Raw genomic sequence first — 24,946 nt, 5'->3', positions numbered from 1 at the left:
GCTCCCTCCCCCGCTTGCGGGGGAGGGTTGGGGAGAGGGTGTCTCCGCGTCGGGATTGTTGAGATTAACTGAGGATGTCCCTATGCAGCGAGAGCCCTCACCCGCCGCGCTCTGCGAGCGCGTCGGCCTCTCCCGCAAGCGGGAGAGGCGGAGCAAGCCCGCAGACAGTCCTCGTGCAATTCATATGCGATCGCCCACCCCCGCAAGGGCTCGCAAGGGGGAGGGACGCACCGCCCGTGTAGGCGGCAGCGAGCGCATCAACGAATGCGCGTGCCTCAAATATTCGCAGCGAGGTCCACGAGCTCGTCGAACAGCACGCCTGATGCCTTCAGCATCTGCTCGATCTCGTCGGCCGCTTCCGCAACCGTCCGCTTCGACGTATCGATCACGAGCTCGGCGGCCTCAGGCTTCTCGTAGTCGTTGCCAATGCCGGTGAACGAGGCGAGTGCGCCGGCGCGGGCTTTCTTGTAATGGCCCTTGGGATCGCGCTCCTCGCACACCTCGGCGGGCGTCGCGACATGGATTTCGCGAAACGCGGTGTCGGCGATGCGACGCGCGGCGGCGCGATCTTCGCGCGCGGGCGAGACCGCCGCGACGATGGCGATGTGGCCGTTGCGGGCGAGATGCGTCGCGACCTCGGCGAGGCGGCGGATGTTCTCGCTGCGATCAGTGGCGGAGAAGCCGAGATCGCTGTTGAGCCCGGCGCGCAGCGTGTCGCCATCGAGCAGGATCGGCGAGCCGCCATTGGTGAAGAGACGCCGCTCCAGCGCCCGCGCCAGCGTCGACTTGCCGGAGGCCGGCAGGCCGGTAAGCCAGACCACGGCGCCATTGTGGCGGTAGCGGGCCGAGCGCTCGTCGCTACGCAGCGCCGATTCCACCGGCACGATGTCGACAGGCACGGCACGCTGGCCGGCATCGACCGACAGCACCAGGCCACCGCCGGCGATGCGCCCGGACACCTCGATCACGAGGCGGCCGGTGCGCGGATTTTCGGTGTAGGGATCGGTCGCGATCGGATTGGACAGGGAGATGTCGATCTCGCCGACATGGTTGCGACCGATCGCCTTGTTCTCGCTGCTCGAGAGCTCGCCGGGATCGACCGCCTTCTCGATGGCGACCACGGTGGCGCGGCTTTCCTTGGGGCCGCAGCGCACCAAAAGCTGGTCGCCCTTGGCAAGCGGCTTGTCGTGCAGCCAGAAGATGCGCGCGCGCAGCCGCCGCGTCTCGCGCGGGGCGCTGCCCGCATGCGCGATGATGTCGCCGCGCTCGATGAACAATTCGCGGTCGAGCGTGATGCCGACCGAGCGGCCGGCGCCCTGACGGCCCGCTACCGGCGTCGCCGGCCAGCTCTCGACCGTCTTGATCTTGGCGATCTTACCGGCCGGCATGATCACGATCTCGTCGCCGGCAATCAGGCTGCCGGATTCGATGCGGCCGGCGACGATGCGGCGGTCGTCGAACTTGTAGATCGCCTGCACCGGCAGCCGCAGCGCCAGCGCTTCCAGCGGACGCGCCGGCTCGAGGTGATCAAGCGCCTCGACCACGGTCGGTCCCTTGTACCAAGAGATGCGGTCGGTGCGCATCGCGACGCCGTCGCCGTCACGCGCGGAAATCGGGATCACGGCCGTGGGCGTCACGCCGAGGCCGTTCAGATGCGCGGAGATCTCGTCGCTGATGTCCTTGAAGCGTGCGGCGGAGAAATCGACGCGGTCCATCTTGTTGACGACGACCGCGACCTGCTTCACCCCGAGCAGATGCAGGAGATAGCCGTGCCGCCTGGTCTGGTCGCGCACGCCCTCCAGCGCGTCGATGATCAGCACCGCACCGTCGGCCTGCGATGCGCCGGTGATCATGTTGCGCAGGAATTCGGCGTGGCCGGGCGCATCGATCAGCACGATGTCGCGCGAATTGGTGCGGAAGCGGATCTGGGTGGTGTCGATGGTGATGCCCTGGTCGCGCTCTGTCTGCAGCGCGTCGAGCAGGAACGACCATTCGAACGGCATGCCGCGCCGCGCGCTGACGGCCTTGAGCATTTCGAGCTTGCCCTCGGGCAGGCTGCCGGTTTCATGCAGAAGGCGGCCGACCAGGGTTGACTTGCCGTGGTCAACATGGCCGACGATGACGATGCGGACCTGGGGACGCGTGGTGCCGTTCGGCGTGCCGGGCGAGGCTGACGTGACGATCATGTTCATGGCCGCGTCCTTGATCAGAGATAGCCGGCGACACGAAGGCGCTCGAAGGCGTCCTCGGTCTCGTGGTCGAGCGCGCGCCCCGAGCGCTCCGGCACCTTGGTCTGTTCGAGCTCGATCAGGATCTCGTCGATGTTCGAGGCATTCGAGGCAACCGGATTGGTGATGTCCTGGTCACCCAGCGAGCGATAACGCTTGCCGTTCTTGGCGAGGTACAGCGGAATGATCGGGATGTTCTCGCGCTTGGTGTAGGCCCAGATGTCGGCCTCGGTCCAATGCAGGATCGGATGGATGCGCAGATGCGCGCCTTGAGGCGGCGAGGCGTTGAAATGATCCCAGAATTCCGGCGGCTGGTCGCGCACGTCCCAATTGCCCTCCAAGCCGCGCGGCGAGAACACCCGCTCCTTGGCGCGCGTTGCTTCCTCGTCGCGGCGGATGCCGGCGATCAGGCCGTCAAAGCCATACTTTGCGAGCGCCATCTTGAGGCCCTCGGTCTTGCGCGCGGCGGAACGGGCGGCCGGCGGCAGCGTTGGGTCGACGGCATCGATCGGCGGGCAGGGCTCGACGCGCAGATCGAGATCCCATTCCTTGCCGTAATGATCGCGGAAGCGATACATCTCCGGAAACTTCTTGCCGGTATCGACGTGAAGGGCCGGGAACGGCATCTTGCCGAAGAAGGCTTTCCGCGCCAGCCAGATCATGACGTTGGAGTCCTTGCCGAGTGACCACAACAGGGCAATCTTCTTCAGCCGGGCAAAGGCCTCACGGAAGATGTAGATGCTCTGCGCTTCGAGCTGGTCGAGATGGTCCATGCTCGAGGCAAGTTCGGCAGCAAATTCTTGCGCGCGCACGCGCTCAGCCAGCGCCGGATTGCTCAGTCGATCAGCAGCGGAATCGTCCTTGAGAAGATGCATCTCTGCCACTTTGCGTTTGGAGGCGAAAATTCTATAGTTGCGGTGCGGAAGAGAAGAAAAAATTTTCTCTTTGCGCGCTCGAAACGAGACATATATAGAAAATAATTCCAGTCAACCCCGTTTGTGGGGAAGCGAGTATCACATGCGGTTCTTGCCGGTGTTTCTCGATCTCAAGGCCGGCCCGGTGGTCCTCATCGGGACGGGCGAGCTTTTGCGCGCCAAGCTGCGCGTGCTCGCCGCTGCCGGCGCGCGCCTGCGCGTGCATGCGATCGACGGCAATCATGACCTTGGCCTCGGCTCCGAAGACTCCGCGCGCATCGAGATCGCGGCGGGCGATCCGCTCACGGCGGATCTTTCCGGCGTCATCGCCGTCGTTTGCGCCGGCGCAGGCGATGTCGGTGTCGCCATGTCGGCTCGCGCCAAAGCGGCTGGCCTGCCCGTCAACGTCATGGACGACCTCGAGCATTCCAGCTTCATCTTTCCGGCCATCGTCGATCGCGGCGATGTCGTGGTCGCGGTCGGCACGGGCGGCACCTCCCCGGTGGTGGCGCGGCGCGTGCGCGAGAAGATCGAGGCGCTGCTGCCGGCGCGCATTGGCGAGCTCGCCGAGTTCATCGGCACCTTCCGCAAGTCGATCAACGAGCGCATCGCCGAGTTTCCGCTGCGCCGCCGCTTCTGGGAGCGCGTCATCGACGGTCCTATCGGCGCCGCCATGCTCGCCGGCCGCAACAGCGAAGCCGATGCATCGCTCAAGGCGATCTCCGATCCCACCGCGTTCGCGCGCGCCGACAAGCCGGAAGGCTCCGTCGCGCTGGTCGGCGCTGGCCCCGGCGATCCCGATCTGCTCACCATCAAGGCGCTGCGCGCGCTGCAGGACGCGGACATCGTCTTTTATGACGAGCTGGTCTCGCCCGAGATTCTCGACCGCATTCGCCGCGACACCACGCGCTTTGCGGTCGGCCGCCGCGTGGGCAAGCCCGGCATCGGCCAGGACGCCATCAACAAGCGCATGATCGAGGCCGCGCAATCGGGCCAGCGCGTCGTGCGGCTGAAGGGCGGCGATCCCTTCGTGTTCGGCCGCGGCGGCGAAGAGGTGGAAGCGTTGCGCGCCGCCGGCGTCGCCTATTCGATCATTCCCGGCATCACCGCAGGGCTCGGCGCCGCTGCCGATTTCGAGGTGCCGCTCACTTATCGTCACGAAGCGACCCGCATCACCTTCCTCACCGCACACAAGGCCCGCGATGCAGAGAACGTGGATTGGTCGACACTGACCGACACCAAGATGACCGTCGTGGTCTACATGGGCATGACCGCAGCGCCCGCCGTGCGCGCAGGCTTGTTCGCGGCCGGCCGCTCGCCGGAGACGCCGGTCGGCGTGTTCGCCCGCGTCACGCGGCCCGATGCGCAAGGCGCAATTGGCACGCTGCGCGATCTGCCGGAACTGGTGCGGCGGATCCATGGCGGTCCCGCCATCCTCATCATCGGCGACGTGGTCCGGCATGCCGGCTCGCTTCGCCGCCAGACACCCAAACAAATCATCTCTGACCTATTGGATGCAGCCGAATGACCTCTCCGCTCGAACAAAAGAAGATCCGTATCGCCGGCCCCTCGGTCGTGACCGCCAACCGCACCTGGGACGGCATCGTGGTTTACCGCACCGCCGCCAACAGCTGGTCCGCCGAGCTGTCGGAAGCCGCGATCGTGCGCAACTCCGACGAGGCCAAGGCGTTGCTTGCGGAAGCCGTGGCCGATGACGTCGGCGCCATCGGCCCCTATATCGCGCCGGTGCAGATCGGCGACGATGGCAAGGTCCAGCCCGGCAATCTGCGCGAGCAGATTCGCCGCACCGGCGTCACCATCGGACAGCCGGCCCAGGTTTAAGGCACCCACTTATGTATGCTTACGACGAAATCGACCGCACGCTCGTCAACGAGCGCGTCTCGGAGTTCCGCGACCAGGTGAAGCGGCGCCTTTCCGGCGAGCTCACCGAGGACGAGTTCAAGATCCTGCGTTTGCAGAACGGCGTCTATCTGCAGCTGCACGCTTATATGTTCCGCGTCGCGATTCCCTATGGCACTCTGGCGACGAACCAGATGCGGGCGCTCGCCCATGTCGCGCGCAAATACGATCGCGGCTACGGCCACTTCACCACGCGGCAGAATATCCAGTTCAACTGGATCAAGCTCGCCGAGCTGCCGGATGCACTCGAAGACCTCGCCAAGGTCGGCATCCACGCGATGCAGACCTCCGGCAACAACATGCGCAATGTCACCTCGGACCAGTGGGCCGGCGTCGCGCCGGGCGAGATCGAGGATCCGCGCATCTGGTCGGAGCTGATCCGCCAGCACACCACGTTGCATCCGGAATTCTCGTTCCTGCCGCGCAAGTTCAAGATCGCGATCACCGCCTCGGACCACGACCGCGCCGCGATCAAGATCCACGACATCGGCCTGCGCTTGATCAAGAACGAGAAGGGCGAGACCGGCTTCGAGGTTCTGGTCGGCGGCGGTCTCGGCCGGACGCCGTTCATCGCCAAGACCATCAAGCACTTCGTGCACGGCCGCGACATCCTCAGCTACATCGAGGCGATCTTACGCGTCTACAATCAGTACGGCCGCCGCGACAACATCTACAAGGCGCGCATCAAGATCCTGGTGCACGAGCTCGGCATCGAGAAATTCTCGCGCGAGGTCGAGGACGAGTGGCAGCATATCCGCAACTCCTCGCTCCAGATCGACGAGGAGGTGATCGAGGACATCCGCTCGCGCTTCACCTATCCGGCTTACGAGAAGCTGCCGCATATGCCGGACGAGCTGCGCCAGGCCGCGGCCGACCCCGATTTCGAGGCATGGCGCAAGAACTCGGTGGCCCCGCACAAGGTGCAGGGTTACTCCATCGTCACGATCTCGCTGAAGCCGACCGGCGGGCCTCCGGGCGATGCCACCGCCGAGCAGATGGACGCGCTGGCAGATCTTGCCGACAAATATTCCTTCGGCGAGATCCGCGTCGGCCACGAGCAGAATCTAGCGCTGCCGCACGTCGCCAAGCGCGACCTGCCGGCACTGTGGAAGGCGCTCGACAAGCTCGGGCTGGCGACGCCCAACGTCAACCTGATCACCGACATCATCGCTTGCCCCGGGCTCGACTATTGCTCGCTGGCGAATGCCCGCTCGATTCCGATCGCGCAGGAGCTGACGCGGCGCTTCGCCAATCACGAGCTCGCTAACCTGATCGGCCGTCTGCACATCAACATCTCCGGCTGCATCAATGCCTGCGGCCATCACCATGTCGGCCATATCGGCATTCTCGGCGTCGAGAAGAACGGCGAGGAGGTCTACCAGATCACCATCGGCGGCCGTGCCGACGAGAACGCCGCGCTCGGCACCCTGATCGGTCCCGGCGTCAAGTTCGACGAGGTCGCCGACGTGGTCGAGGACATCGTGGAAGCCTATCTGGCGCTGCGCGAGCGGCCCGAAGAGCTGTTCATGGACACGGTGAAGCGCCTCGGCGTCGAACCCTTCAAGGAGCGCGTCTATGCCACTCGTTAATGGCGGAAAGATCACGGACGACCGCTTCGTCAAGCTCGCCGTCGACACGCCGCTGCCCGAGGGCGGCGACATCCTGGTGCCCGCCGAGCGCTTCCTCGGCGAGGCCGAGGGCTTGCTCAAGCGCGCCGGAAAGGTCGGGGTGATCTGGCCCAACAATCGCGACATCGCCGAGCTCGTGCCGTATCTCGGCCAGATCGCCGCCGTCGCGCTGGTGTTCCCGACCTTCCGTGACGGGCGCGCCTACAGCCAGGCGCGGCTGCTGCGCGAACGTTACAACTACCGCGGCGAATTGCGCGCGACCGGTCAGGTGCTGCGCGACCAGTTCGTGTTCATGCTGCGCGCCGGCTTCGATGCCTTCGAGGTCAAGAAGCAGGCCGATGCGGAGGCCTTCATGCAGACCGCGAAGCGCTATTCGGTGTTCTACCAGCCGACCGGCGATGGCCGCATCACAGCGCTGCACCGGCGCATGCAATTGCGCCACTCCGAAGGGGTCGGCACGTGAACGCGATCGCGCCTCAGGTTTCGCCCGTGTCTGCGCTACCTTCGGCGGACGAGCTCGATCGCGCCTTGCGCGATGCCTCGCCTGCGGAGGTCATTGCCGCGGCGCTGAAGACGGTCGGGCGCGAGAAGCTTGCGCTGGTGTCCTCGTTCGGTACTGAATCGGCGACGCTGTTGAAGGTCATGTCGGATGTCGATCCCGCAATCCCCGTGATCTTTCTCGACACCGGCTGGTTGTTCGAGGAGACGCTGGCCTATCGCGATACGCTCATTGCGACGCTGGGCCTGAAGGACGTTCGCTCGATCAAGCCGGCCGAGGAGACGCTGTCGCGCGAAGATCCCGACCGCGACCTCTGGTTCTCCGATCCCGACGCCTGCTGCCGCATCCGCAAGGTCGAGCCGCTGGCGCGTGCGCTGAAGCCGTTCGGCGCCTGGCTCAACGGCCGCAAGCGCTTTCAGGGCAATGCGCGCGCCGACATTCCGGTCGTCGAGGACGATGGCGCGCGGCTGAAGTTCAATCCCTTCGCCAACGTCTCGCGCGAGGAGATCGAGGCGATCTTCACCCGCGCTAAATTGCCGCGGCACCCTCTGGTTGTGTCAGGATTCCTGTCGGTTGGGTGTATGCCTTGCACCAGCAGAACGACTGAGGGCGAGGATGCACGCGCCGGCCGGTGGCGCGGCCGGGCCAAGACAGAATGCGGCATCCATACGATGAAGACTTCGTAGCACAGTCACGCTGCGAGCTAGCGAACAAGAAAATCGGGTTCCGTTGACACAAGAGCGTTTCGCCACGAGTTATGCCTGCCGTCGATGACGCCGATGTCGTCGAGGTGAATGGAGATGGACATGATGCGCCGTATCGTTCCGCTCGCCGCAGGATTGCTCGCGACGGGGTTCTGGGCAGGCTCGGCTCTGGCCGCCGACATCAATTTGCTGAACGTGTCGTACGATCCGACGCGCGAGCTCTATGTCGAGTTCAACAAGGCGTTCGCGAGCGCCTACCAGAAGGAAACCGGCAAGAGCGTCGAGATCAAGCAGTCGCACGGCGGCAGCGGCTCGCAGGCGCGCGCGGTGATCGACGGCTTGCAGGCTGATGTGGTGACGCTGGCGCTCGCCTATGACATCGACGCCATCGCGAGCAAGCGCCTCACCGCGACGGATTGGCAGAAACGGCTGCCACAGAATTCGTCGCCCTACACGTCGACCATCGTGTTCTTGGTGCGCAAGGGCAATCCCAAGGGCATCAAGGACTGGGATGATCTGATCAAGCCGGGCGTTGCCGTCATCACGCCGAACCCGAAAACGTCGGGCGGCGCGCGCTGGAATTATCTTGCCGCCTGGGGCTTTGCGCAAAAGAAATACGGTTCGGCCGACAAGGCCAAGGACTTCGTTGGGAAGCTCTTCCAGCAGGTGCCGGTGCTCGATACCGGCGCCCGGGGCGCCACTGTGACCTTTGTCGAGCGCGGCGTCGGTGACGTGCTGCTCGCCTGGGAGAACGAGGCGTTCCTGGCCCTCAAGGAATTCGGTGCGAACAAGTTCGAGATCGTTGCACCGCCGCAGTCGATCCTCGCCGAGCCGCCGGTCGCGATCGTGGACAAGGTTGCCGACAAAAAGGGCACCCGCAATGCGGCTGACGCCTACCTCCAATACTGGTACACCAAGGAAGGGCAGGAAATCGCCGCGCGCAATTTCTACCGTCCGCGTGATGCCGAGACCGCCAAAAAGTACGAAAATGCCTTCGCCAAGGTCGAGCTGTTCACGATCGACGACGTCTTCGGCGGCTGGACCAAGGCACAGAAGGAACATTTTGCAGACGGCGGCGTTTTCGATCAGATTTACAAGAACTGATCGGGCGCTGTCGTAGGGGGCTTTAGCAGGGGGCCTGGTGAGCGCACTCGCAGCACGACGCCGGACATTGCCGGGCTTCGGTCTCACCATGGGACTGACGCTTTCCTGGCTGTCCGTGATCATCCTGATTCCACTCGCCGGCCTGTTCCTGAGATCGCTTGAGCTCAGCCCCGAGCAGTTCTGGAACATCCTCTCCAGCCGCCGCACCCTGAACGCGCTCCGCGTCTCGTTCGGCCTCGCCTTTGCGGCGGCTTGCGTCAATCTGGTGATGGGCAGCATCATCGTCTGGGCGCTGGTGCGCTACCGCTTCCCCGGCCGCCGCATCTTCGATGCCATCGTCGACGTGCCGTTTGCGCTGCCGACGGCGGTGGCCGGCGTCGCGCTGACGGCGCTGTTCGCCGAGAAGGGCTGGCTGGGGGCGCCGCTTGCCGCGCTCGGCCTCAAGGTGGCGTTCACGCCGGTCGGCATCTTCGTCGCCATGATCTTCATCGGCATTCCCTTCGTTGTCCGCACCGTGCAGCCGGTGCTGCAGGATCTCGACCCTGAAATCGAGGAAGCCGCGGGCAGCCTGGGGGCCAGCCGCTTGCAGACCATCGTTCGCGTGATCCTGCCTTCGCTCGCGCCGGCGCTGCTCACGGGCCTCGCGCTCGCCTTCGCCCGCGCGGTCGGTGAATACGGCTCGGTGATCTTCATCGCCGGCAATCTGCCCAACGTCTCCGAGATCGCGCCGCTCTTGATCGTGATACGCCTGTCCGAATTCCGTTACGCCGATGCGACCGCGATTGCGGTGGTCATGCTGGTCGTCTCCTTCGTCATCATCTTCGCGGTCAATCGGCTCCAGCGCTGGGCGCAGAGCCGGATCCCGGCGCGCTGAGGGCGGACCATGACGATGCAGATCGCAGATTCCGTGTCGCTCTCGGCCTCCGACTCGCAGGCACGCGCGCACGCGGCGGCGGCGCGGAACAATTTGCGCACCGAGCCGCGCGCTGTCCGCATCGTCATCATCACGCTGGCGTTGCTGTTTCTCACCGTCTTCGTCGTGCTGCCGCTGGTCGTCGTGTTCGCGCAGGCATTTTCGCGCGGCATCCTCGCCTATTTCGCCGCGCTCGCCGAGCCGGAGGCGATGGCGGCGATCAAGCTGACGTTGATCGTCGCGGCGATCTCGGTCGGGCTCAATCTGGTGTTCGGCCTCGTCGCCGCCTGGGCGATTGCAAAATTCGAGTTTCCGGGCAAGACCTTCCTGATCACGCTGATCGACCTGCCGTTCTCGGTCAGCCCGGTGATCTCGGGCCTCGTCTTCGTGCTATTGTTCGGCGCGCAAGGCTATTTCGGCAGCTGGCTGCGCGAGCACGACATCCAGATCCTGTTCGCGGTCCCCGGCATCGCGCTCGCCACCACCTTCGTGACCTTCCCCTTCGTGGCGCGCGCGCTGATCCCCCTGATGCAGGAGCAGGGCACGCAGGAGGAGGAGGCCGCGATCTCGCTCGGCGCCTCCGGCCTGCAGACCTTCTTCCGCGTCACCCTGCCCAACATCAAATGGGGCGTGCTCTACGGCGTCCTGCTCTGCAACGCGCGCGCGATGGGCGAGTTCGGTGCGGTCTCCGTCGTCTCCGGCCACATCCGCGGCGAGACCAACACCATGCCGCTCTTGGTCGAGATCCTCTACAACGAATACCAGTTCGTCGCCGCTTTCGCGATCGCCTCGCTGCTCGCAATGCTGGCGCTGATCACGCTGATCGCAAAAACCGTTCTCGAACGTCATCTCGACGAAGGACAAGACGCCAGTGACCATTGAAGTCAAGAATCTCGTCAAGAAATTCGGCAGTTTTGCAGCCCTCGACGGCGTCGATCTCAAGGTCAACGACGGTGAGCTGCTGGCGCTGCTCGGCCCGTCCGGCTCCGGCAAGACCACCTTGCTGCGGATCATCGCCGGCCTCGATTGGCCGGACTCGGGCGAAGTCTCCTTCAACGGTGAGGACGCGCTGGCGCAAGGAGCCCGCGAGCGTCACGTCGGCTTCGTGTTCCAGCACTATGCGTTGTTCCGCCACATGACGGTGTTCGAGAACGTTGCCTTTGGCCTCCGCGTGCAGCCGCGCGCGGTCCGAAAGGATGAGGCTGCGATCCGCTCGCGCGTCAAGGAGCTGCTCGATCTGGTGCAGCTCGACTGGCTCGCCGACCGCTATCCAAGCCAGCTCTCCGGCGGCCAGCGTCAGCGCATCGCGCTCGCCCGTGCGCTTGCGATCGAGCCGCGCATCCTCCTGCTCGATGAACCCTTCGGCGCGCTCGACGCCAAGGTGCGCAAGGAGCTGCGCAAATGGCTGCGCTCGCTGCATCACGAGATCCACGTCACCTCGATCTTCGTCACGCACGACCAGGAGGAGGCGCTGGAAGTCGCCAACCGCGTCGTGGTGATGGACAAGGGACGGATCGAGCAGATCGGCTCGCCCGACGACGTCTACGACAATCCGGCGACGGCGTTCGTGCACGGCTTCATCGGCGAATCCATCGTGCTGCCGATCCAGATCGGCGATGGTGCGATCCGGCTCGGCGACCGGCAGCTCGATCTGGCGGCCGATGGGCTTGCGCCTGGCGCGTCGAAGCTGTTCGTGCGGCGACATGACATGCTGGTCGGCCCGCCCGGCAGCGGCGCCTTCGAGGGCGCGGTCCAGCACGTCCGCAATTTCGGTCCGGTGCAGCGGGCGGAAGTAGCCCTGTCCGGCGGCGAGACCATCGAGATCGACGCCCCCCGCGACAAGGAACTGCGCGCCGGCGACACCATCGGCCTCAATCCGCGTCGCTACCGGATTTTTGCGGGCTGAGCCAACCGTCATTCCGCCGCGGAATGACGGCTCAAATTCTCTTCAAAATTCACCTTTCAGCCATTGTTGGTATGCAACAACAGCCCCTCATTTGGGGGCCCCGATTCATGCGCGCTGCAGCCGCAATTCTCATCATGTTGCTGCTCGCCGGTTGTGCCGGCAACGAAGCACCGGTCCAGCAGCCGTCGATGTATGCCGACATGGCGGTGCCGGGCTCCAAGCTCGACGTCCAGGCAGCTGCAATCATGATCTCGCAATACCGCCAGAACAACGGGCTCGGTACGGTCGTGGTCGACCCGGATTTGACGCGGCTCGCCGAATCCCAATCGGGCGCGATGGCGGCGGCCAACAAGATGGACCACGACGTCCGCGCGCCGCTCGCCAAGCGTCTGGCCTCTGGCGGTTATCCTGCCACCGTGGCGGTCGAGAACATCTCGGCCGGCTATCATACGCTGGCGGAAGCGTTTTCCGGCTGGCGCGACTCGCCTCCGCACCGCGCGAACATGCTCAAGAGCGGTGTCACAAAATTGGGCATCGCGGCGAGCTATGCTCCAGGCACCAAATACAAGGTGTTCTGGACCATGATCCTGGCCTCCACCGAGCCTCGATAAGCCAGACTTGATCCCGGGGATGCATTGACGTCGCGGCGGAGTGTCGCCACGGTGGCCAGCCTTTTGCTATTGTTCCCGCATGACCGATCATAGTCCGGAAACCGCAACAATCCCCACGAATGCGCAGCGCGTCCTGGTCCTCCAGGGCGGCGGCGCGCTCGGCTCGTACCAGGCTGGCGCCTTCCAGGCGCTGTGTGGCTACGGCTTCGATCCGGAATGGGTCGCCGGCATCTCGATCGGCGCGGTCAATGCCGCCATCATCGCCGGCAATGAGGGGCACACCCGCGTCGAGCGGCTCAAGGAATTCTGGGAAATGGTGTCGGCCCCGGTGCCGTGGAAGCCGGTCGGCAAGAGCGACCGCAGCCGCGAGCTGTTCAATTCCACCAGTGCCGCGCTGATTGCGACGTTCGGCGTGCCCGGCTTCTTCACGCCACGCATTCCGTCGGCGCCGCTGTGGCCGCCGGGGCATCGCGAGGCCGAAAGCTATTACGATACCTCGCCGCTGAAGAAGACGCTGGAGCGACTCGTCGATTTCGACCGCATCAACGATCTGAAGACACGCCTGTCGGTCGGCGCGGTCGGCGTCACCTCGGGCAATTTCAGATATTTCGACAATTACGCGTTCAAGAAGCTCGGCAAGAAGATCGGCCCCGAGCACATCATGGCCTCCGGCGCGCTGCCGCCGGGCTTTCCCTCCGTCGTCATCGACGGCGAGCATTATTGGGACGGCGGCATCGCCTCCAACACTCCGCTCGACTACGTGCTCGATGCCGAGGTCGAACGCGACATGCTGATCTTTCAGGTCGATTTGTTTTCCGCGCGCGGCGACCTGCCGAACTCGCTGCTGGAGGCCGCCGAGCGCGAGAAGGACATCCGCTATTCCAGCCGCACGCGGATGAACACCGACAAGAACAAGCAGCTGCACAACGCCCGCAGGGCCGTGCGCGATCTGATCGGCAAATTGCCGGACTATCTCAAGAACGATCCTTCCGTCGAATTCCTGGCGAAAGTGTCGCGCGAAAGCACCGTCACCGTGGTGCATCTGATCTACCGCAGCAAGAACTACGAATCCTCGTCCAAGGATTACGATTTCTCGCACATTGCCATGGTCGAGCATTGGGAGGCCGGCGTTCGTGACGTGCACCTGTCGATGCGCCACAAGGACTGGCTGGAGCGGCCGCAGTCCGGCGAGACCATGGTGACCTACGATCTCACGGGGGACGTCACCGCGCCCCCGGCAAAAAGGAGCGAATAGAATGGGTACTCTGTCAGGCAAGAACGCCCTCGTGACCGGATCGACCAGCGGCATCGGGCTCGCTTACGCGCGCGCCTTCGCCGGCGCCGGTGCCAACGTCGTCATCAACGGTTTCGGCTCGCCGGAGGACATCGAGAAGGAGCGCGCCAAGATCGAATCCGATTTCGGCGTCAAGGCGGTCTACTCGCCCGCCGACATGACCAAGCCCGCCGAGGTCGCCGGCATGATCGCGCTCGGCGAGAAGACGTTCGGCTCGGTCGACATCCTCGTCAACAATGCCGGCATCCAGTTCGTCTCGCCGATCGAGGAATTCCCGCCGGAGAAATGGGACCAGATCATCGCGATCAATCTGTCCTCGGCCTTCCACGCCATCCGCGCCGCAGTGCCCGGCATGAAGAAGAAGGGCTGGGGCCGCATCATCAACACGGCGTCGGCGCACTCGCTAGTGGCCTCGCCATTCAAGTCGGCCTACGTCTCGGCCAAGCACGGCATCGCCGGCCTCACCAAGACCGTGGCGCTGGAAGTCGCGACCCACAAGATCACCTGCAACTGCATCAGCCCCGGCTACGTCTGGACCCCGCTGGTCGAGAAGCAAATCCCCGACACGATGAAGGCACGCAATCTGACGCGCGAGCAGGTCATCAACGATGTGCTGCTCGATGCGCAGCCGACCAAGGAGTTCGTCACCTCCGAGCAGGTCGCCGCGCTCGCCCTGTTCCTGTGCAGCGACGACGCCGCCCAGATCACCGGCACCAACCTCTCGATAGACGGCGGCTGGACCGCGGAGTAGGCGCACAGTGCTGTAGGGTGGGCAAAGGTGCCAGCGCCGTGCCCACCATCTTTCCGCTGTTCGCGACCAGCGTCAGTGGCACTGGGTGTCTCACCTCTTCCCGCGCCTACTGCGAACCAGCCGTTCTCAGGTCCGAGGCGAACCATATTGGCTTTCCGGCTCGTTCAGTCCGGCAAGGGGCCGCCGCGACGCGTGGCGGATATGGACGATATGAACGAACTCGCCGGTGACACGGTAAAATATCCGAAATGGATAGCGGACGACCGTTGCCACGCGGACTTGGGAACGTTGTGTGACCCGTGGCGATGAGAAAGGCGCACGCCGGACGCGCTCGATAACATCCGCAAATCTTCGTCCGATGGCATCGGCGATCGCTGGGCTGGCGTTGCTGGCATAATAGGTTGCAATGTCTTCGAGGTCAGCAAGCGCCTCTCGGGACCAGACGACCTTCATCCGCGCCTGAATTTCGCGAAGACTTCTGCGACCTCGGCATCCGTAGCGAACTCGCCGCGATCTATGGAGGCTAACGCAGCGTCGATACTTCGCAGCTCTTCCTGCGTCGCAACATACTCGCCGCCGAGCAGTTCGCTCTCGATTTCGCTGGCAATCGCAACCAGCTCGTTCTGGGCCTCTTCGGGCCAAGTCTGGGCACGTTCCAGAAGATCTCGCAGATCGCTTGCAGCCATACCCAACTATATCAGGTGCCGAAGAGGTTTCCAATCATCTCAAGCTGATGGCTAACGTCCGAACGCCAGCACGTGCAGCCCCAGCCGCTGCCGCACGATCCAGAACAGCAGCACCGTCTCGAAGGTGAGGGAGATCGAGGTTGCAGCCGCGGCGCCATGGCCGCCGTAGCGCGGCACCAGCGCGATGCAGAGCACGAGGTTCATCATGAAGGCTAGCGCATAGGCGAGCGCGCAGATCTTCTGCTGGCCGAGCATGTTGAGCAGGCGCTCGACCGGCCCGATCGCAGAGCGGACCACGAGCCCGATCGCGGCGACGAACATGATGTCGTAGCCGACGGTGAATTGCGGCCCGAACAGCCAGAGCAGCGGCTTGCCGAGCGCGAGCAGCACGATGGTCGCGGCCAGCGACGGCCAGAACGTCCAGGTGATGGCATGCGCGACGTAGGCCGACAGGCGCGCCTTGTCGCCGCTGGCATTGTATTCGGCGAAGCGGTGTGCCGTCGTGGCTGACATCGCGTAGTGGATGAACGAGACCAGCGCCAGCGTCTTCACCACGGCGAAATAGACGCCGACCTCGTCCGAGGGACGGAATTGCTGCAGCACCAGCACGTCGGTGTAGGACAGGAGCAGGTAGAAGCTCTCGACCAGCAGGATCGGTAGCGAGACGGCGAGCCAGCCCTTGACGTCATAGGCCTTCGGTCCCGGTGTGATGTGATCGGCGAGCTTGCGGTTCAGCACCACCATCTGCCCGGCCATCGCGATCCATACCGCGCAAAGGCTTGCGACCATCGCGGCGACGGCGCCGAGGTGATAGCCGAGCAGGAAGGCGAGCGCCGTGATGCCGATGATCAGCGCCTGGCGGATGATGAATTGCGGCATCAGGCCGAGTTGCACCCAGTCGTGCGAGCGCGCGATGCCGTCCTGGGTGTTGGCGACCACGAAAGCGGGCAGCGTCATGCAGCCGATATAGAGCGGCAGCACCTCGGCGGGATCGATCCAGGGCGACAGCAATTTGACGATGCCAGCAAGGCCGAGCGACGTCAGCGTGGACACGGCAAAGGTCAGCCAGCGGCTGCCGGACAGGAAGCCGCGCAGCAGCGCGTGCGCGCCGTTGGCGCGGTACTCCGGAATGATTTTCTGCGCGGAGGCCGAGATGCCGAAATCCATCATGCTGCCGAGCAGCAGCACCCAGGTCCAGACATAGACGTAGATGCCGTAATCGGACGTGCCCATCCAGCGCGCCAGCAGCACCTGCGAGACATAAGCGAGGCCGGCGCTGATGACGCGAATGATGAAGATGGTGCCGGCGAGCCGCCGCGTCAGCGACGCCTCGCTCGATCCGCCCGCGAGCTTGGCACGCAGCCGCGCGACCAGCCCGGCCGGTCCGGTCGTTGCGGGTGGTGCATCCATCACGGCCAATTCGAACAATCCCCAGCGACCTGCAGCGGCAGGCGAGGGATTAGCAACCATTCGTTAAGATTCGGTTGGGCGGACGCTAGTTCAAATTCGTGTTGAACTCGTACGCCTTCTCCGGCCCGACCAGCGTGAACTTCAGCGCCGCGCCCTCGGGCTTGGCGCCCGGCGGCAGCCCGTCGAGCTCGAACGAGAAGCGCACGACCCCGGGCGGGCTGGGCTGCACCGGCGCCGGAATCGGCAGCGCCCAATCGGGCGTCGGGCCTTCCACGAACAGATTGACCTTGCGGCTGTCCGGCGCCACCACATCGACCACTACGTTCTTGGGCCCGTCCCGCTTGACGTCGCGAATGGTGAGCGGGTTGGGGTCGCCGATATTGGCGGGCTTCGGCACGGTGTCGAGCGCGGCACGCAAGTTCGCGTCCTCGGTCGAGGCGACGCTGTTGAAGCCGAGCTCGGCGCTGGCCTCTACGGGAATGCAGAGCTTCTCGCACACCGCGTAGTTGATCTCGGCCCTCAAGGTCACCGGCTTGTCCGCGGCCTTGGCGACGATGCGCAGGGGCAGCACGACCTGGTCGCGATAGCCGATCGAATGGCCGCCCGCGCCGTCATCGAACTTCAGCGGTGCCGGCCACATCACCGTCACCGCCTCGACATTGTCGGACTTGGAGAAGTCGAACCGGGGGGGAACGCCGGAATCGCCGGGCGACCGCCAGTAGGTCTTCCAGCCGGGCTGCAGCTGGAAGGCGATACCGCCGAGCAGCACCGCGCCGCTGCGCGAGCCCGCCAGGAGCCGCACCGCGGAATGTCCATCGCGCTGCCAAGGCGATGCGTCATCGGCACGGGCCGCGATAGCCAACGACGACGCGAGCAGGGTTGTCGCGACGCCAATCGCCGCACGCAGGGGAACAATGCTGGACATGGCACGTCTTTACAGGGTCACCCAGGGCCAAACCATTGAATTGCTTGTGATGGATGCACCCGAATCAACTCGCCGCAACCCTTGATTTGACAGCCGCCCGGCCCGACATCAGGATAGGAATTGAAACCGGAGTGCTCGAGCGATGGCTCCCACAGGCAAGAGGACGGGCGAAAGCACCCGCAGCTCGGGCGCCGCGCTGCCCAGTTCCGGCGGCTATCTCGACGGCCGGCTCCTGATCGCAATGCCCGTGATGGGCGATTCCCGCTTCGAGCGCTCGGTGATCTATCTTTGCGCCCATTCGGCGGAGGGGGCGATGGGCATCATCGTGAACCACCCCGCCGGCAGCATCGATTTCCCCGAGCTCTTGCAGCAGCTCGGCATCATCAAGAAGGGCGAGCACATCAAGCTGCCGGAGAATGCCGAAAGTATGAAGGTGCTGCGGGGCGGGCCGGTCGACACCGGGCGCGGCTTCGTGCTGCATTCCAGCGACTTCTACATCGAGAACGCCACGCTGCGGATCGATGACGGCGTCTGCCTGACCGCGACGGTCGACATTCTGCGCGCCATCGCCAACGGCTCCGGCCCCAAGCACGCCATCCTCGCGCTCGGCTATGCCGGCTGGGCGCCGGGCCAGCTCGAGACGGAGATCCAGAGCAACGGCTGGCTGCATTGCGACGCGGACGCGGATCTGATTTTCGGCGACGACGTCGAGGACAAGTACAATCGCGCTTTGCAGAAGATCGGCATCGACCCCGGTATGCTCTCGAACGAGGCCGGGCACGCGTAGCGTTATCGGCCGCTATTGCCACACTCTCCACTGCCCTCAGTTATTCTCCGCTGTCGTCCCGGATCGGCGCTTCGCGCCGGACAACGCTACGCGTTGCCCAGCGCTCCGCTTGTCCGGGACGACGACCGAATTTGTGGCTACTCCGACCCGGCCTACTCCGCCGCCTGCTGCTGCACCGTCGGCTCCGTCCCTGCCACCGTCGCGCGGCGCATGTCGCGGGGCTGGGACTGGTCGTAGCGGCGGACGCGGTGCATGGTCTGGCGGTTGTCCCACATCACGAGGTCATGCAGCTTCCATTTGTGCACGTAGACGAACTCGGGTTGCGTGGCGTGCTCGGTCAGATCGCGCAGCAATAGCCGCCCCTCGGGCATGCTCATGCCGACGACCTTGCCGGCATGCGATGACAGATACAGCGACTTGCGGCGATGCACGGGGTGCGTGCGCACCAGCCGTTGCAGCACCGGCTTGAACATCTCCTTCTCTTCGTCGGTGTATTCGGTGAAGCCGAGCGATCCCCGCGAATACATCAGCGAATGCTCGCAGACGAGATCCTCGATCTCCGCCTTGGTCTCGTCGTCGAGCGCGTCATAGGCCGCGCGCATGTCGGCGAACTCGGTGTTGCCGCCCTTCGGGTTCACCACGCGCGCCGATAGCAGCGAGAATTTTGCGGGGATCGGACGGAACGAGCTGTCCGAGTGCCACAGGCAATTGCCGAGGTTGAACAGATTGGCGCGGCTGTCCTTGGGCAGCGGCTTGCCGTCCTTACCGAGGTTGGAGACGTCGTTCAGGCCTGAGGTGAGGCGGTGTTCATCCGCCTTGGTGATGTTGCCGCCGCGCGCCTCCTCGCGCTGGCCAAAATTCAGCGCGAATGCCATCTGCTGCTCGTCGGTGATGTCCTGGTCGTGGAAGACGAGCACCGCGTACTTGTCCATCGCGGCCTCGATCTCGCGCGCCTGATCCGGCGTGAGCGGCTTGCGCAAGTCGAGGCCGGACACCTCGCCGACGAAATGTTTCTGAAGCTGCCGGATGGCGATGGTCATTGCGTTCCTCCCGCATCTACGAGCGGTTTCCCCGCTCTGTTTGTGGAAAAAATGACTCCCGCATCCGGCGATGTCAACGCGCCGCGCGCATGGCTCTCACGCGTTCCGCGCCATCAGCCCGCCATCGACCGGGATCACCGCGCCGGTGAGGAAGGACGCCGCCGGAAGGCACAGGCTCAGCGTCATATGCGCGACCTCTTCAGGGTCGCCGTAGCGGCCGAGTGCGGTGCGGCGCTTGGCGTAGATGGTCTTGTGCTCCTCCGGGATGCGGTCGGTGATTTTTGTGCGGATCGGTCCGGGGCAGATGCAGTTGACGGTGATGCCCTCGCGGCCGAGCTCCACCGCCAGCGAGCGGGTGAGGCTCACGACGCCGCCCTTCGCGGCCGAATACGGGCTGTGCAATGCGGTGGCGCCGAGCGCCTCGGTCGAGGCGATGTTGACGATGCGGGGACTCTTCGACTTGCGCAAGTGCGGCAGCGCGGCGCGGATGATGCGTGGGTGCGCCGTCAGCATCACGGCGATGCCCTTCGCCCAGGCGTCCTCGTAGCCCTCATCGTCGATCGCGACGCGCACGGAGATGCCGGCATTGTTGACGACGATGTCGAGGGCGCCGAAATGCGCGGCGACATCGCCGACCACACGTTTGATTTCGCCGCCGTCGGCGACGTCGAGCTTCCACGCCCTTGCCGCGCCTCCGCTTGCCGCAATCTCCCTGGCGACGTCCTGCGCGCCTTGCTCGTCGAAATCGGTGACGGCGACGTTCGCACCTTCGTTTCCGAACACGCGCGCTGTGGCGCGCCCCATGCCGCTGGCTGCGCCAGTGACGAGCACGGTGAGCCCCTTCACGGACCGGCTGAGCTCCCTGACGTCGGACATGCTGTTCCCTCGCGCCGAACTGGTTCTTGTTGTGATTGACAAGGCTGGCATCGATCCGCAGACAGGTCAAACAAGCAGAAAACAAAAGGGGAGGCCGACAATGGCAAATGAGCTCGATTACTCAGGCAAGCAGGTGCTGGTGGTCGGCGGTTCCAGCGGCATCGGCAACGGCATCGCGCAGGCCTTTCGCGCCAAGGGCGCAGCTGTTGCCGTCTGCGGCACGCGTGCTCGCGCAACGGAATATTCAGCCGACGAAGGCTCCGATCTCGAAGGTCTTGCTTACGCGCAGCTCGATGTCGGCAATTCCGGTGCGATCGAAGCATTCAAGCCGTCGTTCGACCGTCTCGACATCCTGGTGCTCGCGCAGGGCGCGGTGATCTACCGCCGCGGCGAATTCGAGATGGCGGGCTTCCGCAAGGTCGTCGAGATCAATCTGATGAGCCTGATGGCCTGCGCGACGCGCTTTCATTCCATGTTGCGGGACGCGAAGGGCGCGCTGATCATCGTGTCCTCGACCGCGGCCTATCATTCCACCATGGGCAATCCCGCCTACAATGCCTCGAAGACCGGTGCGGTCGGATTGACGCGGACGCTGGGCGAGGCCTGGGCCGAGGACGGCATCCGCGTCAACGGCATCGCGCCAGGGCTCGTCGACACCAAGATGACGAAGGTGACGACCGACAATCCGAAGCGGCTCGAAGGCGCGCTCGCACGCATCCCGCTGCGGCGATTGGGTACGCCGGCCGACATGGCGGGCGCGGCGCTGTTCCTGGCCTCGCCGCTGTCGTCCTACATCATCGGCCAGACGCTGGTCGTCGATGGCGGCCTGATTCTATAGGAGAGCCTAAGGAACCGCGCTGCGTCTGATCGGTTACTTCGGCTGACCACCGAGGAGGATCATCATGGACACGGATCGGATTGTTGGATCGGCGAAGGAATATGCCGGACGCGCGGAAGGCGCGATCGGAGACATGGCAGGCGATGCCAAGACGCAGGCGTCGGGCAAGGCGCGGGAAGCCGCGGGCACGGTGCAGAATCTCTACGGCCAGGCCAAGGATGCCGTGCGCGACGCCACGGACACCGCCGCGGGCTATGCCAAGGACGCCTACGAGAACAGTGGTGAGACTTTCCGCGACGGCTCGAAGGCCATTGCGCAGAAGGTGCAGGACAATCCGCTCGGCGCGCTGCTGGTTGCCGGCGGCATCGGCTTCGCGCTGGCGCTGCTGATGTCGCGTCCTGCCCGCCGCCCGCCGTCACGCTGGCGCTATTACGGCTAGTTGCCGAAACGCCTGTCACGCGTGCCCCGGCTCAGCGATGCAGCGTGAGACGCTGCATCGCTGAGCCGGGGCCATCTTTTCTGAATGCCGCACGAATTGGGTCCCGACTCTGCGCCGCATCACCAGAAGGTGCAGCGTTGCGTCCGGGACACGAGATCTTACCTTACCGGAACATCTCGGCGGAACGGCCGACGTTAGCCGGCGGACGCGGGATCCCAGGATTGGGATTCGGATTGCGCGGCCCGGGCGGCGGCGCCATTTGGCGCGGCGGCGGGGGCTGTGGCGAGCCGAAGCCGAAGAAATCACGGAATGTGGGCGTTGCCTGGGCCGGCAGTTGCGGGGCGACCTGCGGCTTCTTCGGCGCGAGCTTTGGCGGTGCGATCGCGGCGGCGGCGCCCGGTGCGCCCTGAGCCGCCCCGCCGTCCGGCGTCGTTGCCGCCATCGGCGTATCGCCCTTGGCCTGCTCGCGGCCGACTTCCCGGCGCGGCCAGGCATAATCGTCGGCGCGGCCGGCCGGGGCTGCCAGCGGTTCACCCTTTACCATGGTCTTGGCGGCGAGCGCATCGACGGCGGCGGGACGCGTGCCCGGTCCGCCCAGCAATTGATCGGTCGAGATCGAGGCTGCAACCAGCGGCACGATCGGTCCGGCCAACGGCCGCGGCGCGGGCTTGCCCGGCTCGGCGCTGGTGTCGGGCGTCGCGGGCTCGCTCGGCAGCGCGATCGGGCCGGAGCGTCCGGCAAGCAGACGCGTGATCTCGCGCTCGACATAATGCGCGAGCTTGCGCGCGCCGGCCTTGGTGAAATAGATGCCGTCGGAGCTGCGGAGCTGGCGGATCTGGCCTTCGAAGTCCGGGCCCTTCTGCAGGAAGCGGCCGGCTTCGTCGACGAAGCCGTCCCATACGTCGACATAGGTGATGCCGGCCTTGGCCGCGCCCTCACGGTACAGCGAATCCAGGAACAGCGTGTCCGCGGTGCCCTTCGGTCCGCGGACCGCGGGCAGGCCGACCCAGAGCACCGGCACGCCCTTGGTTTTGAGGACGGCCGCGAGCTCCTCGATCTTCTTGCCGTAGAGCTCGACCCAGCGCTCGTCACGGAATTCGTAGAGGCCGTTCGGATTGCGCGCGGTCTTTTCCGGCGCGGCTGCCGGCGTGTCGGCATTGTCGGCGTCGTCCTGCGGCAGGTCGGCGTCGGCAGGCTTATCGTCCGGCTTGGCGGCGCTGTCGCCGGGCTTGGCGTCGCTGGGCTTGCCTTGCGGCTTTGCGCGCGCACCCTTGTCGTTCTTCTTATCTTTGTCCTTCTCCGCGGCCGGCTTGTCGGGTTTGTCGGCGGCCGGCTCGCGGATCGCGACGCGGTCGTTGAGGCCGAGCATGACGACGATCACGTCGGGCTTTTCGGTCTCGAGAATGCCCTTGGCCGCCGCGGCCCAGTCCGCGGGCTCGCCCTTGGGCTGGTACCTGATCAGGCCGGACGTGGTCTTGTGCTTGCGGATCACGCCCATGTCGGGCTGCTCGGCGTAGGCGTCTTCGAGGCCATAGGCGAGCCAGTCGGCCATGGCATCGCCGATCACCAGCACGTTCTTCTCAGGAATCGTGTCGCGCTTGGCCGGTGCCGGCGCGCGTGAAAAATCCTGGCGCGGCGCCTGCGGCGGCGGCTGGAAGGGTGCGAAGAAGTCGCCGCCGAACCATCCGCCACCTCCGCCGCCCCGTGGTGGCGGTGGTGGGGCCGAACGCTGCGGCGGACCGCCGAAGCCAGGGAAGTTGAAGAACTGCGCCGAAGCGGGTGCCGCCACCGACACCAGGATCGCAAGCGCCGTCCCCAGCGCGATCAACGGGCCGGTCTCGGTCAGCGCCTTGAACAGGGACTTCTTCGACATGCGATCTCGGGCACGCGCAATGGGGGATCGGAGTTAGCTCAATATAATAACGGAATCAGGCGCCAAACGGGCAAATTCCATCGCAGATTCTTGTCCATAGACCGGGGAACACCAGTCCCGGTCAAGGCTATCAGCCAAAATCCCCCTTCAAGGTTACTTCGAGCGCGATTTTACCGCCCGCGCAGCCGGTCCAGCACGTCGGAGGAGGCAAAACCGTCGGCGGGGACCCCGATCGAGGCCTGGAAGTTGCGCAGGGCCTCCCTGGTCATGCCGCCGAATTGGCCGTCCGGGGTGCCCTTGTAGTAGCCGCGCTGAGCCAGCAGCTGCTGCAGCTCCAGCCGTTCGGTGCGGGACAGCTCGCGCTCCTGCCGCGGCCAGGGCTGCACGAAAGGCTGTCCCCCGCGCAGGCGGTCGGCGAAATGGCCGATCGCCAGCGCATAGGCTTCCGCCGGGTTGTACTTCATGATGACGCGGTAATTCTGCAGCATCAAAAAGCCCGGTCCCTGCGCGCCGGCGGGTGCCAGGAGGTAAGCCTTGTCCGCAGGATGCGGGAAGGCCTGGTTGTTCGGACGCTTGAGCCCGAGCTTCTCCCATTGCGCGATCGGCATCGCCTTGGCGCGGTCGGCCAACATGTAGTTGAAGCCTTGCGGTACCACGACCTCGTAGCCCCAGGTCTGGCCTGGCTGCCAGCCGTCCTTCTTCAGATTGTTGGCGGTCGACGCGATCAGGTCGGTCGGATTGTCGACGACGTCGCGCCGGCCGTCGCCGTCGCCGTCCACCGCGAAGCGCTTGAACGCGGTCGGCATGAACTGGGTCGGGCCGAAGGCGCCGGCCCAGGAGCCGCGCAGCTGCTCCGGACGCAAATCGCCGCGGTTGAGGATCTCCAGCGCGGAGAGGAATTCGTCCTTGAAATAGGCTTGGCGGCGGCCGATGCAGGCGAGCGTCGCGGTCGATTGCAGCACGCTGCGATCGCCGATCTGCGTCGAGTAATTGGACTCGATGCCCCAGATCGAGGCGATGATGTAGCGGTCGACACCGGTGGCCTTTTCGGTGGCGTCGAACTGCGTCTTGTATTTGGCGAGGACCTCGCGGCCCTTGGCGAGGCGGTTGTCGTTCACCAGGATGTCGAGATAGGCCCAGATCGACTTGGTGAATTCCGGCTGCGAATCCATGAGGTCCATGATGCGCAGGTCGGGTGAGAGCCCGGCGGTGAAGCGCTGAAAGTTCTCCTGCGTGACGCCGCGTCGTGCGGCATCGGGCCACATCGCAGCGACGCAATTGTTGAAATTGCCGGCAGCCTCGCGGATCGCGGCGGCCGTCATCAAGGGATGGCCGGAGGCGCCGTCCTCGCCGCTCCACGGCAATGGACCCGTCGGCGCGCCGCTCGGGCCAGGTGTGGGTTGCGCCGGTGCCGGGTTCGATCCCGAGAAGATGCCGCCGAACAGGTTGGACAGGCCGTTCTGCGCCTGGGCGTGTGCGCCGGCCGGCAGCAGCAAAGCGGCCGCAACGACCGCGCCGCCAGCCCGTGTCGCCAGTCCCGCCATTGATTGCATCATGTTCCACCCGTCGGCCTGAAAAACCCGCCACAGGAGGCCTGGTT

At 65.2% G+C, this 24,946-nt stretch carries 25 protein-coding genes; 15 read left to right on the top strand and 10 right to left on the bottom strand.

The annotated features are described in order from the left end of the window. Nucleotides 1–275: 275 nt before the first annotated feature. Nucleotides 276–2,192, bottom strand: coding sequence for an adenylyl-sulfate kinase (gene cysC / locus I6F31_RS07430; protein WP_225139305.1), 1,917 nt, complete (start codon nucleotides 2,190–2,192; stop codon nucleotides 276–278). 14 nt (nucleotides 2,193–2,206) lie between these two features. Next, entirely contained in the window at nucleotides 2,207–3,001 is a 795-nt protein-coding gene (gene cysD / locus I6F31_RS07425) for a sulfate adenylyltransferase subunit CysD (protein WP_035998209.1), read from the bottom strand. Between the two features lie 244 nt (nucleotides 3,002–3,245). Here cysD and cysG point away from each other — a divergent pair, with 244 nt between their 5' ends. The 12 genes from cysG (at nucleotide 3,246) to I6F31_RS07365 (ending at nucleotide 14,472) form a co-directional block, all read left to right on the top strand. Continuing rightward, nucleotides 3,246–4,670: a siroheme synthase CysG gene (gene cysG / locus I6F31_RS07420; protein ID WP_225185201.1), complete on the top strand. Its 1,425-nt coding sequence runs from the start codon at nucleotides 3,246–3,248 to the stop codon at nucleotides 4,668–4,670. Then, nucleotides 4,667–4,984: a DUF2849 domain-containing protein gene (locus I6F31_RS07415; protein WP_036021663.1), complete on the top strand. Its 318-nt coding sequence runs from the start codon at nucleotides 4,667–4,669 to the stop codon at nucleotides 4,982–4,984. The genes cysG and I6F31_RS07415 overlap by 4 nt, the downstream gene beginning before the upstream one ends. Before the next feature lie 11 nt (nucleotides 4,985–4,995). After that, a complete protein-coding gene (locus tag I6F31_RS07410; protein ID WP_109142442.1) occupies nucleotides 4,996–6,651 on the top strand; it encodes a nitrite/sulfite reductase in 1,656 nt (551 codons plus the stop codon). Then, nucleotides 6,638–7,153, top strand: coding sequence for a DUF934 domain-containing protein (locus I6F31_RS07405; protein WP_035998199.1), 516 nt, complete (start codon nucleotides 6,638–6,640; stop codon nucleotides 7,151–7,153). The genes I6F31_RS07410 and I6F31_RS07405 overlap by 14 nt, the downstream gene beginning before the upstream one ends. Continuing rightward, the gene (locus tag I6F31_RS07400) at nucleotides 7,150–7,875 is read left to right on the top strand and encodes a phosphoadenylyl-sulfate reductase (protein WP_109142443.1); all 726 of its coding nucleotides are present in this window, start codon (nucleotides 7,150–7,152) and stop codon (nucleotides 7,873–7,875) included. The genes I6F31_RS07405 and I6F31_RS07400 overlap by 4 nt, the downstream gene beginning before the upstream one ends. 120 nt (nucleotides 7,876–7,995) lie before the next feature. Beyond that, nucleotides 7,996–8,997, top strand: a complete 1,002-nt coding sequence (locus tag I6F31_RS07395) for a sulfate ABC transporter substrate-binding protein (RefSeq protein ID WP_192893080.1) — start codon at nucleotides 7,996–7,998, stop codon at nucleotides 8,995–8,997. A 37-nt stretch (nucleotides 8,998–9,034) separates the two neighbouring features. Then, nucleotides 9,035–9,871: a sulfate ABC transporter permease subunit CysT gene (gene cysT, locus I6F31_RS07390; RefSeq protein ID WP_074447692.1), complete on the top strand. Its 837-nt coding sequence runs from the start codon at nucleotides 9,035–9,037 to the stop codon at nucleotides 9,869–9,871. Nucleotides 9,872–9,880: 9 nt separating this feature from the next. Then, complete coding sequence (gene cysW, locus I6F31_RS07385; protein WP_036021670.1) at nucleotides 9,881–10,792, top strand: sulfate ABC transporter permease subunit CysW; 912 nt, start codon at nucleotides 9,881–9,883, stop codon at nucleotides 10,790–10,792. Further along, on the top strand, nucleotides 10,782–11,816 hold the full coding sequence (locus I6F31_RS07380) for a sulfate ABC transporter ATP-binding protein (protein WP_035998225.1): 1,035 nt from the start codon (nucleotides 10,782–10,784) through the stop codon (nucleotides 11,814–11,816). The genes cysW and I6F31_RS07380 overlap by 11 nt, the downstream gene beginning before the upstream one ends. Nucleotides 11,817–11,923: 107 nt before the next feature. After that, nucleotides 11,924–12,427 (top strand): CAP domain-containing protein, encoded by a 504-nt coding sequence (locus I6F31_RS07375; RefSeq protein WP_035998228.1) that lies wholly within the window; start codon nucleotides 11,924–11,926, stop codon nucleotides 12,425–12,427. 79 nt (nucleotides 12,428–12,506) lie between these two features. Further along, nucleotides 12,507–13,682 (top strand): patatin-like phospholipase family protein, encoded by a 1,176-nt coding sequence (locus I6F31_RS07370; protein ID WP_225185200.1) that lies wholly within the window; start codon nucleotides 12,507–12,509, stop codon nucleotides 13,680–13,682. 1 nt (nucleotide 13,683) lies between these two features. After that, on the top strand, nucleotides 13,684–14,472 hold the full coding sequence (locus I6F31_RS07365) for a 3-hydroxybutyrate dehydrogenase (protein WP_225126393.1): 789 nt from the start codon (nucleotides 13,684–13,686) through the stop codon (nucleotides 14,470–14,472). Nucleotides 14,473–14,598: 126 nt separating this feature from the next. On the opposite strand, the gene I6F31_RS07360 is transcribed toward I6F31_RS07365, so the two are convergent. The 4 genes from I6F31_RS07360 to I6F31_RS07345 all read right to left on the bottom strand — a co-directional run bounded on the left by I6F31_RS07360 (nucleotide 14,599) and on the right by I6F31_RS07345 (nucleotide 17,493). After that, complete coding sequence (locus tag I6F31_RS07360) at nucleotides 14,599–14,925, bottom strand: type II toxin-antitoxin system RelE/ParE family toxin (RefSeq protein ID WP_225134638.1); 327 nt, start codon at nucleotides 14,923–14,925, stop codon at nucleotides 14,599–14,601. Next, nucleotides 14,922–15,158, bottom strand: coding sequence for a hypothetical protein (locus I6F31_RS07355; RefSeq protein ID WP_057028137.1), 237 nt, complete (start codon nucleotides 15,156–15,158; stop codon nucleotides 14,922–14,924). Before I6F31_RS07355 ends, I6F31_RS07360 begins: the two co-directional genes overlap by 4 nt. A gap of 51 nt (nucleotides 15,159–15,209) precedes the next feature. After that, on the bottom strand, nucleotides 15,210–16,568 hold the full coding sequence (locus tag I6F31_RS07350; protein ID WP_225146404.1) for a flippase: 1,359 nt from the start codon (nucleotides 16,566–16,568) through the stop codon (nucleotides 15,210–15,212). 85 nt (nucleotides 16,569–16,653) lie between these two features. Continuing rightward, nucleotides 16,654–17,493: a protein-disulfide reductase DsbD domain-containing protein gene (locus I6F31_RS07345; protein ID WP_035998237.1), complete on the bottom strand. Its 840-nt coding sequence runs from the start codon at nucleotides 17,491–17,493 to the stop codon at nucleotides 16,654–16,656. Between the two features lie 142 nt (nucleotides 17,494–17,635). Here I6F31_RS07345 and I6F31_RS07340 point away from each other — a divergent pair, with 142 nt between their 5' ends. Beyond that, entirely contained in the window at nucleotides 17,636–18,280 is a 645-nt protein-coding gene (locus I6F31_RS07340; RefSeq protein ID WP_035998239.1) for a YqgE/AlgH family protein, read from the top strand. A gap of 152 nt (nucleotides 18,281–18,432) precedes the next feature. Here the strand turns inward: I6F31_RS07340 and I6F31_RS07335 are convergent, their stop codons facing one another. Together I6F31_RS07335 and I6F31_RS07330 are read right to left on the bottom strand one after the other, a co-directional pair. After that, a complete protein-coding gene (locus I6F31_RS07335; RefSeq protein ID WP_035998242.1) occupies nucleotides 18,433–19,320 on the bottom strand; it encodes a TauD/TfdA family dioxygenase in 888 nt (295 codons plus the stop codon). 96 nt (nucleotides 19,321–19,416) lie between these two features. Continuing rightward, nucleotides 19,417–20,196, bottom strand: a complete 780-nt coding sequence (locus tag I6F31_RS07330; RefSeq protein ID WP_074447693.1) for an SDR family NAD(P)-dependent oxidoreductase — start codon at nucleotides 20,194–20,196, stop codon at nucleotides 19,417–19,419. Nucleotides 20,197–20,296: 100 nt separating this feature from the next. Between I6F31_RS07330 and I6F31_RS07325 the strand changes: the two genes are divergently transcribed. Next, on the top strand, nucleotides 20,297–21,034 hold the full coding sequence (locus I6F31_RS07325) for an SDR family oxidoreductase (RefSeq protein WP_036021684.1): 738 nt from the start codon (nucleotides 20,297–20,299) through the stop codon (nucleotides 21,032–21,034). A 64-nt stretch (nucleotides 21,035–21,098) separates the two neighbouring features. After that, a complete protein-coding gene (locus I6F31_RS07320; protein WP_035998251.1) occupies nucleotides 21,099–21,473 on the top strand; it encodes a CsbD family protein in 375 nt (124 codons plus the stop codon). Nucleotides 21,474–21,636: 163 nt separating this feature from the next. On the opposite strand, the gene I6F31_RS07315 is transcribed toward I6F31_RS07320, so the two are convergent. Both I6F31_RS07315 and I6F31_RS07310 read right to left on the bottom strand, forming a co-directional pair. Then, nucleotides 21,637–23,346 carry a DUF459 domain-containing protein gene (locus I6F31_RS07315; RefSeq protein WP_225146405.1) on the bottom strand — a complete coding sequence of 570 codons (1,710 nt, stop codon included), beginning with the start codon at nucleotides 23,344–23,346 and terminating at the stop codon, nucleotides 21,637–21,639. Nucleotides 23,347–23,516: 170 nt separating this feature from the next. Further along, on the bottom strand, nucleotides 23,517–24,902 hold the full coding sequence (locus I6F31_RS07310; protein ID WP_225126389.1) for a lytic murein transglycosylase: 1,386 nt from the start codon (nucleotides 24,900–24,902) through the stop codon (nucleotides 23,517–23,519). Nucleotides 24,903–24,946 lie beyond the last annotated feature (44 nt).

The organism is Bradyrhizobium sp. NBAIM01 (genome assembly GCF_020194115.1).
Taxonomy (GTDB): Bacteria; Pseudomonadota; Alphaproteobacteria; order Rhizobiales; family Xanthobacteraceae; genus Bradyrhizobium; species Bradyrhizobium yuanmingense.
Note: the sequence above shows the minus strand (reverse complement) of the source record. Positions and strands in the feature narration are given on the sequence as shown.